This window comes from Dactylosporangium thailandense (genome assembly GCF_059739745.1).
This window is the reverse complement of sequence record NZ_AP029195.1, coordinates 3,026,464-3,043,310: the sequence shown is the minus strand read 5'-3', so window position 1 is coordinate 3,043,310 and position 16,847 is coordinate 3,026,464. Positions and strand designations below refer to the sequence as shown.

At 74.3% G+C, this 16,847-nt stretch carries 13 protein-coding genes; 3 read left to right on the top strand and 10 right to left on the bottom strand.

All coding sequences use genetic code 11. The annotated features are described in order from the left end of the window. Positions 1-17 precede the first annotated feature (17 nt). From AC6JBM_RS13715 to AC6JBM_RS13670, 10 genes are all read right to left on the bottom strand, one after another. Positions 18-1,220, bottom strand: coding sequence for a CaiB/BaiF CoA transferase family protein (locus AC6JBM_RS13715; RefSeq protein WP_497983987.1), 1,203 nt, complete (start codon positions 1,218-1,220; stop codon positions 18-20). Beyond that, positions 1,204-2,433 carry a methylaspartate ammonia-lyase gene (locus AC6JBM_RS13710; RefSeq protein ID WP_497983986.1) on the bottom strand — a complete coding sequence of 410 codons (1,230 nt, stop codon included), beginning with the start codon at positions 2,431-2,433 and terminating at the stop codon, positions 1,204-1,206. Before AC6JBM_RS13710 ends, AC6JBM_RS13715 begins: the two co-directional genes overlap by 17 nt. Beyond that, on the bottom strand, positions 2,433-4,373 hold the full coding sequence (locus AC6JBM_RS13705; RefSeq protein ID WP_497983985.1) for a S9 family peptidase: 1,941 nt from the start codon (positions 4,371-4,373) through the stop codon (positions 2,433-2,435). Before AC6JBM_RS13705 ends, AC6JBM_RS13710 begins: the two co-directional genes overlap by 1 nt. A gap of 194 nt (positions 4,374-4,567) precedes the next feature. Further along, complete coding sequence (locus AC6JBM_RS13700; protein ID WP_497983984.1) at positions 4,568-6,214, bottom strand: PucR family transcriptional regulator; 1,647 nt, start codon at positions 6,212-6,214, stop codon at positions 4,568-4,570. A gap of 82 nt (positions 6,215-6,296) precedes the next feature. After that, entirely contained in the window at positions 6,297-7,412 is a 1,116-nt protein-coding gene (gene menC / locus AC6JBM_RS13695) for an o-succinylbenzoate synthase (RefSeq protein WP_497983983.1), read from the bottom strand. 10 nt (positions 7,413-7,422) lie between these two features. Then, on the bottom strand, positions 7,423-8,937 hold the full coding sequence (locus AC6JBM_RS13690; protein WP_497983982.1) for a serine hydrolase domain-containing protein: 1,515 nt from the start codon (positions 8,935-8,937) through the stop codon (positions 7,423-7,425). After that, a complete protein-coding gene (locus tag AC6JBM_RS13685; RefSeq protein WP_497983981.1) occupies positions 8,921-10,120 on the bottom strand; it encodes a diaminopropionate ammonia-lyase in 1,200 nt (399 codons plus the stop codon). Before AC6JBM_RS13685 ends, AC6JBM_RS13690 begins: the two co-directional genes overlap by 17 nt. Before the next feature lies 1 nt (position 10,121). Then, on the bottom strand, positions 10,122-10,940 hold the full coding sequence (locus tag AC6JBM_RS13680; RefSeq protein ID WP_497983980.1) for an HpcH/HpaI aldolase/citrate lyase family protein: 819 nt from the start codon (positions 10,938-10,940) through the stop codon (positions 10,122-10,124). Further along, entirely contained in the window at positions 10,937-11,917 is a 981-nt protein-coding gene (locus AC6JBM_RS13675) for a MaoC family dehydratase (protein ID WP_497983979.1), read from the bottom strand. The genes AC6JBM_RS13680 and AC6JBM_RS13675 overlap by 4 nt, the downstream gene beginning before the upstream one ends. Continuing rightward, positions 11,914-13,356, bottom strand: coding sequence for a leucyl aminopeptidase family protein (locus AC6JBM_RS13670; protein WP_497983978.1), 1,443 nt, complete (start codon positions 13,354-13,356; stop codon positions 11,914-11,916). The genes AC6JBM_RS13675 and AC6JBM_RS13670 overlap by 4 nt, the downstream gene beginning before the upstream one ends. Before the next feature lie 190 nt (positions 13,357-13,546). On the opposite strand from AC6JBM_RS13670, the gene AC6JBM_RS13665 reads away from it, so the two are divergent. Genes AC6JBM_RS13665 through AC6JBM_RS13655 form a run of 3 tightly spaced genes read left to right on the top strand, consistent with a single transcriptional unit; the run spans position 13,547 to position 16,769 of the window. Further along, positions 13,547-14,674: a M20/M25/M40 family metallo-hydrolase gene (locus AC6JBM_RS13665; RefSeq protein WP_497983977.1), complete on the top strand. Its 1,128-nt coding sequence runs from the start codon at positions 13,547-13,549 to the stop codon at positions 14,672-14,674. Then, the gene (locus tag AC6JBM_RS13660; protein ID WP_497983976.1) at positions 14,671-15,453 is read left to right on the top strand and encodes a GNAT family N-acetyltransferase; all 783 of its coding nucleotides are present in this window, start codon (positions 14,671-14,673) and stop codon (positions 15,451-15,453) included. The genes AC6JBM_RS13665 and AC6JBM_RS13660 overlap by 4 nt, the downstream gene beginning before the upstream one ends. Next, positions 15,450-16,769: a M20/M25/M40 family metallo-hydrolase gene (locus AC6JBM_RS13655; RefSeq protein ID WP_497983975.1), complete on the top strand. Its 1,320-nt coding sequence runs from the start codon at positions 15,450-15,452 to the stop codon at positions 16,767-16,769. Before AC6JBM_RS13660 ends, AC6JBM_RS13655 begins: the two co-directional genes overlap by 4 nt. Positions 16,770-16,847: the final 78 nt, after the last annotated feature.

The window sequence follows — 16,847 nt, the reverse complement described above, 5'->3', positions numbered from 1 at the left end:
TGCGGCGGGAGCACCGCTCACCGCTGACCGCCGAAGGCGCCGTCGCGCGCAAGGTCGGCCAGTTCCGCGGCGCTCATGCCGAGCTCCTCCCGGAGGATCTGGTCCTGGTGCTCGCCGAGGCCCGGCGCGCGCTCCGGCGCCGGGTTCTCCCACCAGGCGCGCCCCGCCGTGCGCACGTGGCGCACCGTACCGAAGCTGGGGTGCTCGGTGTCGACGACCAGGCCACGCTCCGCGGCCTGCGGCTCCTCGAAGGCCTCGCGCAGCCCGTTGACGGGGCCGCACGGCACGCCCGCCGCCGACAGCAGGCCGACCCAGTGGTCGGTGCCGTGCCGGGACAGGGCTGAGTCCAGCACCGCGTCCAGCTCGGCCTGGTGCGCCTGGCGGCCGGCGAGCGTCGCGAACCGGGGATCGGCGGCGACCTCACGGATGCCCAGCACCTCGGTCAGGCGCGCGAAGAACACCGGCTTGACGCAGGCGAGCATCAACCAGCCGTCCGCGGTCGGGTAGGCGCCGAACGGCACCACCGAGGGGTGCGCCGAGCGGGCCTTGCGGCGGGTCTCGTGCCCCCGGGTGAGGAACCAGGTCGCCGGGTAGGAGAGCATCGCCATCGCCGTGTCGAAGAGGCTGACGTCGCACTCTCCGCCGACGCCGTCGCGCCGGGCGACGTGGACCCCGGCCAGCAGCGACATCGCCGCGACGACTCCGCCGCAGTAGTCGACCAGCGAAAGGCCGCTCTTGGTCGGCGGTCCGGCGGGGTCGCCGGTCAGGTCCATCCACGCGGCGCGACCCTGGACGACGTAGTCGTACGCCGGCTCCGCCCGCCGTGGCCCGGTCATCCCGTAACCGGACAGCGAGCAGACCACCAGCCGCGGATTGAGGTGGCTCAGGTCGGCGTACCGGAGGCCGAGCTTCTCCGGCACGTCCCCGCGCAGGTTGTACATGAGCGCGTCGGCGCCCTCCAGGAGGCGGTGCAGCACCGCCATCCCGGCCGGAACCGAGAGGTCGAGGCAGATGCTGCGCTTGTTGCGGTTGAAGCTCTGGAAGAAGAGGCTGTCGTCGTCCTCGGCGAACGGCGGGACGTGCCGCCCGATGTCGCCGCCCGTGCGCGCGTCCTCGATCTTGATCACGTCGGCGCCGAGCTCGGCGAGGTGCAGCGATCCGAACGGGCCGGCGCCGTACTGCTCGACGGCGATGATCCTGATGTCACTGAGTCCGGTCACGGCTGCTCCTGTGCTCGATGACCGCCTGGGTGCGTGCCATCTCGTTCCTGGTCACCATCACTGCCTCGTCGACGCCCATGCCGGGCCGGGCCAGCAGCACGTCCGCGCCCGCGCCCATCGCGACGTGGGTGGCGACGCGGGCCGACAGGTCGGTCTCGGTGCACGACCCCCCGAGGTACGCCGCGACGCCCGCGGCCCTGCAGGCGAGGACGGACCGCACGGCGTCGTCGAGGCTGCCGACGTCGGGCAACTTGATCTGGATCATGTCGGCCGCCCCGGCGTCGAGGAAGGCCAGCACGTCCTCGTGGGTGTTGCACCACTCGTCGGCGACGATCTGGACGCCGGTTTCGTGTTTGCGCAGGCGCAGGAGGACGTCGATCTGGGCCTCCCGCGATGCCGCGCGCACCGGCTGCTCGACGCGCAGCGGGAACGGCGCGCACTGCTCGGCCAGCCGGGCGAGGAAGTCGGCCACGTCGGTCGTGGAAGGGAAGACGTCGCCGAGCGTGCCGTAGCAGTCGATGTGGATCACCGGTTGGTAGTCGTCGTCCGCGCGCCGCGCCAGCACTCGGTCGCGTACCCAGCCGGCATAGTCCAGCAGCAGGTGGCCGCCGGGACCGACGAGCAGATCGGCGTTGTTGATCAGCCCGTGCGGCAGGCTCTCGACCCGGCGTAGCACCATCCGGTCGACCGCGCCCCGCCGGTCCTCGCCGGACTGGGCGAGCAGCGGGACCGGACCGATCGGATCGGCGCCGCCGTACTCGGCCGCGACCACCTCGGCCATCGTGCGCCGGGTGGCGTGCGCGGCCGCGTCGAGCAGGGCCTGGCTGACCCCGTACGCGACCGCGCGCGGCAGCCCGAGCGGCGCGATCAGGGCGGAGGTCGCCCGGAACGAGTCCACGGTCGCGTCGAGCAGGACGTCGCGCAGCACCGGCAGCCAGCGGTCGCGGGCCGCCTCCGCCAGCAGGACGGGCTCGCGCCCGGAGCCGCCGGCGTACTGCACCGACACCCCGGCCCCGGCGGCCACGCGGTCGTCGTCGAGGAAGAGCAGAACCTGCAGCGACTCGCTGGGCTGGCGGATCGCGCGGTAGCCCGGCGTGAGCGGCGGGCCGTCGTAGAAGTAGCCGTCGCGTACCGCCCCGGCCTTGATCGCCGCCTGGTCGTCGTTGCTGTAGGTGCCGATGCCGGGCACCGCCAGGATCCCTGAGACGCGCATCAGCCGGCGTACCTCGTCACCCAGTCCACGACCCGGGCGTTGTAGTCGCGCCGGAATCGGGGCGGGCTGTTGAACAGCATGTTGTGCGACGCACCCGGGTAGATCACGATCTCGGTCTCCACGCCCAGCTCGCGCAGGGCCGTGTGCCACTGCCTGGCCTGGTCGAGCGGGCAGCGGACGTCCGCACCGCCGTGCAGCAGCAGCGTGGGGGTGCGCACATCGGTCACGCGGGTGATCGGCGACATCGCCGCGTAGTTCTCGGCGTCGGCCCAGAACGCGCCGCCCCACTCGCTCGTCGACAGGGCGCGCCGGTTGTCGGTCGTGCCGGCGGCGCTGCGCAGATCGCTGATGACGCCCCCGCCGACGGCCGCGGCGAACCGGTCGCTGCGGCTGGTGAGGTAGCAGGTCATGTAGCCGCCGTAGCTGTAGCCGGTCACCGCGATGCGGTCGTTGTCGACGAGCCCGTCGGCGACGAGCTCGTCGAGGGGCTCGAGGAAGTCCGCGGCGTCCGAGGTACCCCATCGGCCACTCACGGCGCGGGCGAACTCCTCGCCGTAGCCGTCGCTGCCCCGCGGGTTGAGCAGCAGCACGATCCAGCCGCGCGCGACGAGCTCGTGGTGGTACAGGTGCACGGCCTCGGCGGCGCCGTTCCAGGCGTTGTGCGGGCCGCCGTGGATGTCCAGCAGCAGCGGCTGCGGGCCGGTGGCGTCCGGGTCGCGCATGAGCCATCCGGTGACGGCCGTCCCGTCGGAGATGGTGAACGTGCGCTCGGCGCGCGGGGCGAGACGGCGGTCGCCGAGCCCCTCGCGATGGTTGGTCAGCCGGGTCGGCCTGCCGGTCGTAAGGTCCAGGACGTAGATCTCGCCGAGCGTGTCCGGCCCGCTGCCGAGGAACGCAAGCAGCGTGCCGGCCACGCTCAGGCTCGAGACGTTCTGGCCGGGCTCCGCGAGCAGCGCGGTGGGGGTGCCGCCGGTCTCGGGCATGGTGTACGGCACGACGTAGCCGCCCTCGCGCACGCAGAACACGACCGTCCCGAGCTGCGCCACCACGCGCGGCGTCGAGCCGGGATAACCGGGCGCGCCGTACATGACCTGCCGGTCCATCCGCTCGGTGAGGTTGCGGGCCGTGCCGTCCGACGGGTCGACGAGGAGCAGGCCGGTGAAGCGCGCGGGACTCTCGGGGTGGCCGCAGACCAGCAGCCGGGTGCCGTCGGCGGTCCAGGCGAGCGGCCCGGCGCTGCCGGATTCGGGGCCCGCCGGGCGCGGGACCCGTCCGGGGTCGGCGAGGTCGATGACGTACGCGGCGGACCGCCGGGTGAGGTCGGCGTCCGCGGCCATGGCGGCGGAGAAGGCGATCCGGGCGCCGTCCCCCGACCAGGCCGCCCCGGATGCGCTCCACGCGCCGGTGGTGACCTGCTCGCATGCGCCCGTGCCGGCGTCGACGACGTGGATGTGCTGCCGCGGGGCGCTCAGCACGCCGGCGCCGTCGGCGTAGTAGTCGAGGCGACGGCTCACGACCGGGGCGCCCCACGCCCACGCGCCCTCGGACTCCGCGGGGTCGGCCGGCGCGGTGAACAGCAGCCGCGATCCGTCCGGGCTGAACGCCGGGGCGCCCGCTCCGCCGGGCCGGCGGGTGAGCTGCCGCGCCTCGGACGTCCCGACGTCGAGCAGCCAGATCTGGGGCCGGCCGTCGGTGGTGCGCAGGAAGGCGAGCAGCCGGCCGTCCGGCGACCAGGCGGGGGCGGAGTCGTCCACGCCGTCGGTCAGGCGGCGCGGGTTCCCGCCGCCGGTGGGCACCAGCCACAGGGTCTGCTCGACGCGGTCCGCGTCGAGGTCGTCGGTCTGCACGACGTAGGCGACGGCGCTGCCGTCCGGGCTGATCGCCGGTTGCCTGGGTACGTCGATCCGCCGGATGTCCTCGACAGTCAGATAGCGATTCACACCGGTCCTCTCGTCGGTTGCCTCGATGCCGGACGCCGCTGATCGTGGGGCTCGCGGCGGTGCCGGACACCGCTGATCGTGGGGCCTGCCGCGGTGCCGGACACCGCTGATCGTCACAAGTTCGGGGGCGGCGGCGCTGGTGTCGCGGCACGAAATCGCGGGCACCGGGTAGCGCCGCGCGACGAGGCTGCCGGTCAGGAGCGCATGAAGAGCCGGAACTGCAGCATCAGCGACAGCCGCTCGTCGCGGTCGTCCAGGTTCATCCCGGAGACCTCTGCGACCCGCTTCAGGCGGTAGCGGAACGTGTTGGGGTGGACGTGCAGCGACGCCGAGGCGGCGATGTTGTCGCCGAAGTGGTCCAGCCACGCGCGCAGTGTCGGCACCAGGTACCCGTGGCGCTCGTCCTGCTCGACGAGGCGGGCGAGCGGACCGCTGAGGCCCATCCCCCGCGCCGACACCAGGTCGGCCATCTCCATCATGAGCAGCTCGTAGGCGTGCTCGACCGTCGAGCAGACGCGGTCGCCCTGCTGCGCGCCGCGGGCCAGCCGCAGCGCGCGGTCGGCCTCCTCCCGAGCCCGCGGGAGGGCGTAGGCGTCGGGCGCGACGGCGCTGACCCCGACCACCGCGGCGGAGCGCCGCCCGACCCGGGCGAGGAAGTCCTTCGCCATGCGCTGGCCGCGGTCCGAGTTCGGGTCGGCGGCCGGGGGCAGCGGAACGATCCCGTACACGATGTCGCCGACCAGTGCGGCGGAGGCGCCCGGCTGGCTGGTGCCGAGGTGCATGTCGAACGCGTCGCCGATGCGCAGCAACTCGGCCGCGCGGTCGCCGCGCAGGCGTGCGGGCTCGTCCTCGCCGTCCGGCAGCGCGACCGCGAGCACCAGCATCGGGCGGCGGGGCAGGCCCAGCCGGGCCGCGACCTCCTCCGCCTCCGGGCCGCCGGCCAGGACCTGGGCGGTGAGGTCCGAACGCATCCGGCGCTCCACGTTGGCGTTCGCGCGGTGGCTCAGCAGGTGCACGGCGATCGTGCCCTGCAGCTCGCGGAAGGCCTGCATCCGCTCGTCCGAGAGCGGAGCGGGGACCGCGGCCCACACCGAGCCCAGGATCTCGTCGCCGGCCCGGATGCCCAGCACGACGCGGGGCATCGTGAAACCGCCGTACCCGCTCACGGGCGGATCGACGAAAAGCGGCTCCTGGGTGCGGTACAGCTGACGGAAGATGCCGCGCTCGGTGAGATCCTGCGTGGCCCAGGGTGTGACCTGCCGGTTGAGGATCGCGCCGATGCGCGACGGGTCCGCCTCCTCCTGCCGGATCGAGAAGGCGAGCACCCGGGAGTCCCGGTCCTCGACCGTGACCGGCGCGTCGAGGATCTCGGCGATGGCGTTCGCCAGCGCGAACAGGTCGCCGGTCGGGACGCCGCCGAGCGGTGCCGCGAGCGCGGGCCCGGACGCGCCGCTCACCAGCGGCGCGAGGGTCGCGGCGAGCTGGATCCAGGAGTTCTCGTTGCCGAGTGCGAGCACCGGCGCGCCGGTGCGCGGGCCGGCCAGCGAGGCGACGGCGCTCTCGTGGACGATGAGCGCGCCGCCCTGTCGGGCCACCCGCTCGCGGAGCGCGGTGAGCTGCTCACCGGCCTGGACGCCGACGGCGAGCACCAGGGGGCGCCGCGACCAGGCGACCTGGTCGGCCGGGTCGAAGATCACCAGGCCGTCGACGATCCGGTCGAGGTCCTGGCCGTCGAACGCCGGGCGGAGCAGGGTGTGGCCCGCGTCCTCCAGGATGCGGGCCAGCGTGGTCGACGGTCCGTCCACCACGACGGACGCTTCCGGCTGTTCCGGGCGGCCCACGGCCATGATTCTAACCACGGTTGATCACCCGATCTTGTGCGACAACACTATCGGACGGCCCCATCTGGTGCGGTGGCACCACCTACAGGGGTAGCCACTCGGTGTGGACCGTTGCCGCGGCGAGGGCCTCGGGGTCGGGGGTGACGCCCAGACCCGGACCCTGCGGGACCGGCATGTAGCCGTCGCTGAGTTCGAGGGGCGGGGTGATGTCCCGGTGGTAGAAGCGCGACGAGGCGGAGACGTCGCCCGGCAGCCGCATGCCGGGCAGGGCCGCCAGGGCGGCGTTCGCGGCGCGGCCCAGGCCGGTCTCGACCATGCCGCCGCACCAGACGGGGACGTCGTGGGCCTGGCAGACGTCGTGCACGCGCCGGGCCTCGAGGTAGCCGCCCACCCGGCCGGCCTTGATGTTGACGATGCGGCAGGCGCCCAGTCTGATCGCGTCGGCCGCGGCCCGGGCGGAGGTGATCGACTCGTCCAGGCAGATGGGGGTTCGCAGGTGGCGGGCCAGCTCGGCGTGGCCCAGCACGTTGTCCTCGGCCATCGGCTGCTCGATGAGCAGCAGGTCGAAATCGTCCAGTTTCCGCAGCTGGTCGACGTCGGCGAGCGTGTACGCGGCGTTCGCGTCGACCTGCAGCGCGATGTCGCCGAACGCTTCCCGGATCGCGCGCACCGCCGCGACGTCCCAGCCTGGCTCGATCTTGAGTTTGATCCGCCGGTACCCGTCGGCCAGGTAGGCGCCGACCGCGCTGACCAGCTCGTCGAGGGTGTCCATGATGCCGACCGAGACACCCGCCGGCACCGACGTGTGGACGGCGCCGAGCGCGCGGCTCAACGGCATCCCCAGGCTCCGCAGCTCGGCGTCCCAGACCGCCATCTCGAGCGCCGCCTTGCTCATCCGGTGCCCGCGGAAGCGGTCCAGCGCGGCGCCGACGAGGTTGACGTCGACGGCGGGCAGGTCGCGCAGCGCCGGCACGAGGAAGTCGCGCAGGGTGATCATCGCGGCGTCGACGTACTCCGAGGCGTACAGCGGGTGCTGCGCGGCGACACACTCGCCCCAGCCCTCGGCGCCGGCGGTGACGGCGCGCAGGATCAGCACGTCCTTGGTCGTCTGGGTGCCGAAGGAGGTGCGGAACGGCGACACCAGGGGCAGCCGAAGCCGCCGCATCTCGATGCCTTCCAGCGCGGACGCCTTACCCATCGGGGTCACCTCAGTCCTCGGTCCGGGTCAGGGGGATATTGGCGTAGGCCGGTCCGGCGTCGCCGGCCGTCAGCACCTCGCCGGTCGCGGACAGGTAGCGGCCCGGGGCGACGGCGGTGAGCTGCAGGGTGATCGGGTCGTCGAGGGAGCCCCGGCGGGGCAGGTCGATCACGGCGCGGTCCCCGTCCTGCCGCAGGCGGTACGGCGCCATCGGCACCTCGCCGACACGGGACTCGTAGTCACCGGCCAGACCGGGTTCGAGCCTCGACGGACCGAGCTCGGGCACGACGGTCCGGTACCGGACATCGCCGGTGGCGGCGTCGAGCAGGTAGCGGACGTGTCCGGCCGCGTCGCGCAGGAACACCGACCCGCGCTCGACGCCGTGAAGCTCGCCGTCGCGGGCGACGATGTCCCGCACGTCGCCAAGGCGCCCGACGTACCGGCCGGCGGCGTCCTGCGGGTGCGGCCAAGCCGCCACCGGGGCCGGGGCGGCCTGCGAGCCGTGGCCGTCCGCGAGCCGCCGGACGATGTCGGCCGCCAGCTCGTTCTGCAGGTCGTGGTCGACGGAGTTGGTGAGCACCGCGCCGCCGATGCCGAGCTCCGGCAGCCAGAACACCTGGCAGAGGAAGCCGAAGCCGGACCCGCCGTGGTGCAGCACCCGGACCCCGGGCGCCCAGCGGTCGACGTAGAGCCCCAGCCCGTACCCCTGGATCTGTTCCTCGGTCAGCCTCGGGAACTCCACGTGTTGGCGGGCCAGCTCGGGACGCAGGACGCCGTCGCCCTCGCGCAACTGGAATCGCAGGTAGCGCAGCACATCCGCCACGCTGGTGTAGAGACCGCCCGACGGCACCATCGGCACCCGCCGCGGCACGTCGCGGCCCGCGCGGGCGAACGTGCGGGAGTGCCCGATCGCCCTGTCCTCGTCGCCGTCGAAGGTGCCGAAGTCGAACGTCGACCGGGTCAGACCGAGCGGCTCGAACAGCCGCCCGCGCATGAACTCGGCGAACGTCTCCCCGGCGGCGGTGGCGACCACCTGGCCGGCGAGGTCGATCCCGAGGTTGGAGTACTCGTGGTGGTGGCCGACGGGGAACCGCAGCCAGGTCTCGGGGATGCTGGCGAGGTGCTCCTCGAACGTGGCGTCGCCGACCTCGTAGTTGGACCCGACCGGCGCCTCGTGGGTGAAGCCCGCGGTGTGGGTAAGCAGGTGGCGCAGGGTGATCCGGCGCTCGGGCCGCTCCTCGAAGTCGCTGTGCACGGTGAAGGCCGGCAGGTGGCGCAGGATCGGCTCGTCGAGGTCGACCAGGCCCTCCTGCACGGCCAGCAGCACGCCGGTCGCGGTGACCAGCTTCGACGTCGACTGGACGCTGAACATGGTGTGCACGCCGATGCCGCTGCCGAATCCCTCGGCCCACAGGATGCCGTCGGCATCGCACAACCCGACGGCGACCCCCGGAATCCCACGCGACCTCGCCTCGCGGGGAACGGCTTCGCAGAGGTACGCGATCAGCTCATCGACCTGCGACATGAACAGCCCCTTCCTTGGTACGACCCCGCGCCGTCGACGACAGGAGCGCCTCGTATCCGGCCGGATCGGTGACCCCCTCGGTGTCGAAGAGGACGAGCGTGGAACTGGGCCGCAGCAGCGAGCCCGCCCGCGAGTCGAGCCGCAGCCGCCGCAGACCGGCCAGGCCGGCCGCGCCGCTCTCGCTGGTCGCGACGCCGATCTCGGCGAGGTCCCGGACGGCCACGGCCACCTCGAGGTCGGAGAGCCGGGTGGCGGCGCGGACGCCCCGCTGCAGGACCGGCCAGGCCACCGGCGAGACCTCGCCGCAGTTGAGCCCCGCCATCGTCGACTCGTGCGGTCCCGGCACCGTCACCCGTTCCCGGGCCGCCAGGGACTGCCACAGGCAGTCGGCCGCCGCCGGCTCGGCTGTGACGACGCTGCACGACCCGCTCGCAAGGCTGCGGACCGCGGCCGAGGCGAACGCGCCCACGCCCACCGGGACGAGCGCCAGGTCGATCGACGCGTCAGCGCCGAGTGCCGCGGCGAGCTGCCGCCGGGTCTCGGCGAAGATCGTCGAGTAGCCGGCGACCACGGCCTCGGGGATCCGGGTGTACCCGGGCCAGGACGTGTCCGAGACGAGCAGCTCGCGCCGGCCGTCGGGCCGGTCCCGCTGCGCGCTCTGGGCCGATCGGCGAACGGCGTCGTCGTACGATCCGGCAACCACCTCGACCTCGGCGCCCTCGCCGCGGATCGCCTCGACGCGCGCCTCGGCCATGTCCTCGGGCACGAAGATCCGGCTGCTCAGGCCCAGCCGGCGCGCCAGGGACGCGACGGCGCGGCCGTGGTTGCCGTCCGTGGCGGTCGACAGGACGATCGAGGCGCGCAGGGCGCCGGCCGCCTCGGCGAGCGCGTCGAACGCCGGGAAGGGCGCGCGGCCGACGTGGTCGGCGATCGCCACGCCGACGGCCCAGCTCGCGCCGATGACCTTGAACGACGGTAGGCCGAGGCGCTCGGCCTCGTGCTTGACGAACACGTGCCCGACGCCGACCTGCTCGGCGATCGCCGGCGCCGCCACCAGGGCGGACTCGGCGAATCCCGGGATCGATCGGTGAAAGTGCTCGATCACGTCCGGAGGCCGTTCGGCCCAGCCGTCGAGGGCCGACCACGCCGGGTTCCACAGGACGTCGCTCTCGAAGTGCGCCATCTCAGTCCCCAGTTCCCCTTTTCTCATCGATGGCCGCGCCGGCCAGAATCCGGCGCGCGCGCTCGACGACCGGGGCATCGACCATGACGCCCCCGACGGCGACCGCACCCTGCCCGGCCGCCGCGATCACCTCGCGCGCCCAGGACTCCTCCCGCGGCGACGGCGCGAAGGCGGCCCGGATCGCGCCGGCCTGAACCGGGTGGACCGCGAGCTTGCCCGCGTAGCCCTCGCGGCGCGCCCGCCCGGCGTCGGCGAAGGTTGCGTCGTAGTCCCGCAGCGCCATGCTCACCCCGTCCACCGGCGCGGGCCGCCCGGCCGCGCGGGACGCCAGCGCCAGCCGGCCGCGGACCTGCCGGACGACGTCGGACTCCTGCTCGCAGCCGAGATCGAGGGCGAGGTCGACAGTGCCCAGCATGAGCCGCTCCACCCCTTCGACGGCGAGCATCCCGGCGACTCGCTCGACGCCGGCGGCGGACTCCACGAGGGCCGCCACCGGCACCTGGAGCAGGTCGCGCACGCCTCGCAGGTCCGCTGCCGACTCGGCCTTGGGCACCACCACGCCCCGCAGGCCCGCGCGGCCCACCAGCGCGCGCAGGTCGTCCGCATGCCACGGTGATCCTGCCGGGTTCACCCGGACCCAGGCCGATCCGCCGGCGGCGAGCCAGCCCGCGACGTGGTCCCGGGCCGCCGGCTTGGCGTTCGGCGCCACGGCGTCCTCCAGATCGCAGATGACCTGGTCGGCGGCGCTCGCGGCCCTCGCGAAACGCTCCGGGCGGTCGCCCGGGACGAAAAGCCAGGCCGGGCCCGGCGCGATACTCATGCGATCAGCGCCGCGAAGGTCCAGTCGAGGACGGCTCCGCGGCCGGCCACCGACGCCTGGGTGTTGAGCACGGCGATCGCGGTGCCGTCCCGGTAGGGCGTGACGCCCCGCACCGTGACGCGGCTGCGCACCGTGTCGCCTTCGAAGACGGGCGCGACGTGGTCGCAGGCGAACCACTCGGTCACGGTCACCAGGCCCGGGACCATCCGGCAGGTCTGGCCGAGCGCGAGCCCGATCGTGTGGCCGCCGTAGACGAGCCGGCGGCCGCCGGCAGCCTCCGCATCGTGGTGCACCGCCGCGACGTTGACGGTGAGCCGCGCCAGCTCCGGCGCGCTCGAGACGACGTCGCCGGCCGCCAGCTCGAAGGTGTCGCCGGCCGCGAGCGGACCGCCGGACGAGGGCGCCAGCGGCTCGAGCGACCACGGCTCGAGCCAGTCGGGGGCCGCCGCCACGTCCGGCACGGACGGTGCGGCGAAGAGGCCGTGCACGTCGGGGCCCGCCTCCGGGGCCGGCCCGGTCCCGTCGCGGCAGGGCAGCAGCGCGCACCGGTCGAACGCGAGGATGACGCGTCCGGTCTGGTCCCGGGTCACGATGTGCAGCACCGCCTTGCCGCGCTCGGGCCGGTCGGGCCGGGACCGGACCCGGCGCAGCGCGACGACCTCGGTCGAGGTGGCGAGGGTGTCGCCGAGGTACGGCGTCGCCCGCGGCCGCAGCCCCCGGTAGAAGAGGTTCGCCACCACCTGGCGGGTCACGACGCTCGACTGGCCGACCGCCACGTCCCAGACCACGCCGGGATGCGCGAGGCCGGCACGCCCGGTGACCCGCTCGGCGAGCGTCTCGTCGAGGCAGAGCCGGAGCCGGTCACCGAGGATCGCCCGGTGCTGGGCCTGGAGCCCGGCATCCAGCGTGACGGCCGGCGCGGTGAAGGTGTCGCCGACGGCGAGGTCGTCGAACCAGGGACCGTCCACGATGCTCATGCTTCCTCCTGCGGTTCCGGCGTACCGGCGGTCAGGTACCGGGTGAGCAGGCGCACCCCGCGGCCGTTGGCGCCCGCGGCCCACCGGGCGTCGGCGGCCGGGCGCATCACCGTGAGCCCGAGGTCGAGGTGCGCCCACGGCACGCCGGACGCGAACGGCTCGAGGTACAGCGCCGCGGTGATGGCGCCGTACGGCTGGGGCGCGTCCGGGTCGAAGTTGCGGGTGTCCGCCACGTCGGAGGCGAGGGTGGCCCGGTAAGGCTCCCACATCGGCATCGCCCAGCCGGGCTCCCCGGCCGCGGCGCCGGCCGCCAGCACCCGCGCCAGCAGGGCGTCGTCGGTGCCGAAGCCGGCCCACATGTCGGGGCCGAGGCCGGTGACCGAGGTCAGCGTCGCCAGGTCGACGATCGCGGCCGGGCCGGCCTCCGCGGCGTACGCCATCGCGTCCGCGACCACGAGCCGTCCCTCGCAGTCGGCGTTGGTCACCTCGACGGTCCGGCCACCGCGATGACGCAGGACGTCCCCGATCCGGACCGCGTCCGGGCCCGGCATGTTCTCGGCGCACGGCAGGTAGGCCCGCACCGGCGCGTCGCAGCCCAGGCGGGCCAGCGCGACGAGGGCGCCGAGAACGGCGGCGGCGCCGGCCATGTCCGCCTTCATGGTGAGCATGCCCCGGTTGGACTTGAGCGACAGGCCGCCCGCGTCGAAGGTGATGCCCTTGCCGACGAGCGCGGTGTGCGGGCCGTCGCCTCCGCGCCGCAGCTCGATCAGGCACGGCGGATGCACGCTCCCGCGGCCCACGCCGGCGATGCCGCCGAATCGCTCGCGCGCCAGCGTGGCGGCGTCGTGTACGCGTACCTCGAACCCGAGCGCCTCGCCGAGCTCCTGGCACACGGTCGCCAGCCGCGCCGGGACGAGTTGGCCGGGCGGCGTGTTGATCAGGTCCCGGGCGAGGTTGGCGGCCGCGCCGAGCGCGATCCCTTCCCGCACGGCCTGCTCCGGTCCCCCGTGCCGATGCGGGCCGGGGTCAAGCCGGGCGAGCAGGTCGGCGACGGTCCAGTCGGGGCGGTACCGGTACGTACCGAGGGTCCAGCCCTCCGCCGCAGCGACCGCGCAGTGCGGGTCGGCGTCCCAGCACCCGATCGCGTCGAGCACCCCCGGCGCGGATCCGCAGCGCCGGGCCGCCGCCATCGCGGCCGCCCGCACGTGGTCGAACGCCAGACCCGGCCGGGGATCGCCGACGCTCACGCAGACGAGGTCGGGGCCGTCGAGGACGGGGACCCGGGCGACGTCGCCGGGCTCGGCCGGGCCGAGGCGAGCCCCGATCGCGCGCACGTCGACATCGACGCCGGCCTGCGCGAGGAAGCCGGCGACCGGGGCCGGCACCGCCCCACCGGTCCCGACCGGCACGACGACCACGTCCGTCACGCGTTCCGTCACCTGGTCCTCCTGAACACGCGGGCCGCCCGTCGCGACCCGTGCCGTTGAGCAGGCTAAACCGGCGCAGACGGCCGCCGTCGGTGTCGGACACCCAACCTCGGGGCCGCCTTTCATGTCGGGCCACAAGAGTCGCCACCACGCCGGATGAAACCTTGGCGGCGCCGTCCAACGCGCCGGAGGAAAACACCCCATGAACGCACCGTCCGCCGGCTCCCGCTCCCGGGTCGCCGACGTCGTCGCGGCGTCGGCCCGGATGATCCGCTGCGAGTCACCCTCCACCGACCTCGCCGCGGTCGCCCGCAGCGCCGAGCGCGTCGCGCGGGTCGGCGAGGAGATCCTGGGCCGCCCCGCCGAGCCGATCGTCACCGCCGGCCGCACCCACCTGCGCTGGCGGTGGGGAACGGAACCGCCCCACGTGCTCGTGCTGGGGCACCACGACACCGTCTGGCCCCTGGGCACGATCGACACGATCCCCTTCACGGCCGGCGACCGGATCCGCGGGCCCGGGTGCCTGGACATGAAGGTGGGCCTCGCCCTGGCCTTCCACGCCATCGCCTCGCTCGACGACCCGTGCGGTATCACGTTGCTGGTCACCGGCGACGAGGAGCTCGGCTCCCCGACCTCCCGCGGGCTGATCGAGGACGAGGCCAGGGGCTGCGCCGCGGTCCTGGTGCTGGAGGCCGGCGACGACTCCGGCGCCCTGAAGACCGAGCGCAAGGGCCGCGCCCACTACGAGCTGACCTTCGCCGGGCGCGCGGCCCACGCCGGCCTGGAACCGCACCTGGGCGCGAACGCGCTGGTCGGGCTGGCTGCCGCCGTCGGCGCCGTCGCCGCGCTGGCCGACGACGCGGCGGGGACCAGCGTGACGCCGACGATGGCTCGCGCCGGTACGGCCGTCAACACCGTGCCGGACCGGGCCACGCTGACGATCGACGTCCGCGCCCGGACCGCCGAGGAGCTGCGGCGGGTCGACACCGCGATCCGCGGCCTGACGCCGGCGAACGGTGGCGTCACCGTCGAGGTGGCGGGTGGCATCGACCGCCCACCGCTCGAGGCCACGATGACGGCCGGGCTGTTCGAGCGGGCCCGCGCCGTGGCGGATCGGCTGGGCATCGGCCCGCTCACCGGTGTCGCGGTCGGCGGCGGATCGGACGGCAACCTCACGGCCGCCGCCGGGGTGCCGACCCTGGACGGCCTGGGCGCGGTGGGCGGCGGGGCGCACGCCCGCCACGAGTGGGTCGACGTGGCCCGGCTCGGCGACCGCCTCGCCCTGCTGACGGCGCTGCTCGACGACCTGCTCGCCGAGGCCCCGCGATGACGCCGCAGCACGGGGTGTCGGCCCGCGAGGCGGCCGGGCTCGCCGACTTCGAGGCGATCGCCGCCCTCCTCAACCGGGTCTGGGACGGCGGGCCCGACTCCAGCCAGATCACCGTCGCGTTGCTGCGCGCCTTCAGCATGACCGGCAACTACGTCGCCGTCGCGTTCGTCGGGGAGCACCTGGCCGGCGCCGCGGTCGGGTTCCTCGCGCCGCACAACGGATCCCTGCACAGCCACATCACGGGGGTCGAGGTGAAGTACCGCGCCCAGCAGGTCGGCTATCTGCTCAAACGCCACCAGCGCGACTGGGCACTGCGCCACGACATCGGCTCGATCACCTGGACGTTCGACCCCCTGGTCCGCCGCAACGCGTACTTCAATCTGGTCAAACTCGGCGCCCGGGCGACGGCTTACCTGCCCGACTTCTACGGCCCGATGCACGACGGGCTCAACCGCGGCGAGGCCAGCGACCGGCTGTTCGTCGAGTGGGACCTGCTCTCCCCCGCCGCCGTCGAGCCGCCCGGGGGCGACCATCCGCCGCTGATCACGGTTCGCGGCGACGCGCTGCGGGCGGCGCCGTGGACCGGCGGGCCCGCCTTCGTCCCGGTTCCCGAGGACATCGAGCGGGTCCGGGTCGAGAACCCGGGCCTCGCGCGGGCCTGGCGCGCCCACGTCCGCGACGTGCTGGCCGGGGCCCTGGCCCGCGGCGCCGAGATCGCCGCCTTCGACCGGCGGCACGGCTACCTGATCACCTACCCACCCCAGGCAGGAGAACGATGACAGACCACCCGGACGTCGTGACGATCTGCTCCGATCTCATCGCGATCGACACCACCAACTACGGCAGGGCGGGCAGCAAGGGCGAGCTGGCCGCGGCCGAGTACGTCGCCGGCCTCCTGCGCGGGGCGGGGTACGACCCCGAGATCATCGAGTCCGAGCCGACCCGGGCCAACGTCGTCCTGCGGGTCCCCGGCGCCGACCGGTCGCTGCCCGGCCTGCTCGTCCACGGGCATCTCGACGTCGTCCCCGCCGAGCCGGAGCGGTGGACGGTGGCGCCGTTCGAGGGCCGGGTGGCGGACGGGTACGTCTGGGGCCGCGGCGCGACCGACATGAAGGACACCGTCGCGATGATGCTCGCCACCCTGCTGCGGTGGGCGGCCGACGCGACCGTCCCACGACGGGACGTGGTGTTCGCCTTCGTCGCGGACGAGGAGGAGGACGGCGCCCTCGGAGCCGAGTGGCTGGTACGCAACCGGCCCGAGCTCTTCGCCGGGGTCACCGCCGCCGTCGGCGAGTCGGGCGGGCGGGCCGTGCCGGTGCGGGCGCCCGACGGGACTGTACGGCGGTTCTACCCGATCGCCGTCGCCGAGCGTGGCTCCCTCCACATGCGGGTCCGCGCGACCGGCACGGAGGGCCACGGGTCACGCCCCAACCCGGACAACCCCGTCGCCCACCTGGTCACCGGCCTGGCCCGGATCGCGGCACACCGGTGGCCGCTGACGCTGACGCCACCGGTGCGCCGGCTGCTCGACACCGCCGTGCGGACCCTCGGCCTCGACGCCGACCTCTCCTCCGACGAGGGCGTCGAGGCCGTCCTCGACCGGATCGGGCCGCTGCGCGAGTACGTCGAGCCGTCGCTGCGCTGCTCGACGAACGTCACCGTGCTCGACGCCGGCTACAAGTTCAACGTGGTGCCGGGCGAGGCGCACGCCGAGATCGATGTACGCTCGCTGCCCGGCACCGAGGACGAACAGCTCGCCATCATCGACGAGCTGCTGGGACCGTCCGTCACCCGGTCATTCCTGTCCTACCGCCCCGCGATCGGCGCCGGCTGGGACAACGCCTGGTACGACGCGATGGCCGCCTCGGTCCTGCGCCACGACCCGGACGGCGTGATCGTCCCGTTCTGCATGGGCGGCGGCACCGACGCCAAGCCGTTCGCCGAGCTGGGGATGGCGGGCTTCGGCTTCGCCCCGCTCGGCGAGGATCCCGACGGCCGTACGCCGGCCGGCATGCACGGCGTCGACGAACGCGTGCCGATCGCGTCCCTGTACAGCGGCCTGGACGTGCTGGACGACTTCCTGCGCACGGTTTGACCCGCGTCCAGCCTTCCCGGCCTTGCGTACGGTCGAGCAGATCCTGAAGCGCGGAAGGGCGGAGGGCATCTTCCGCGA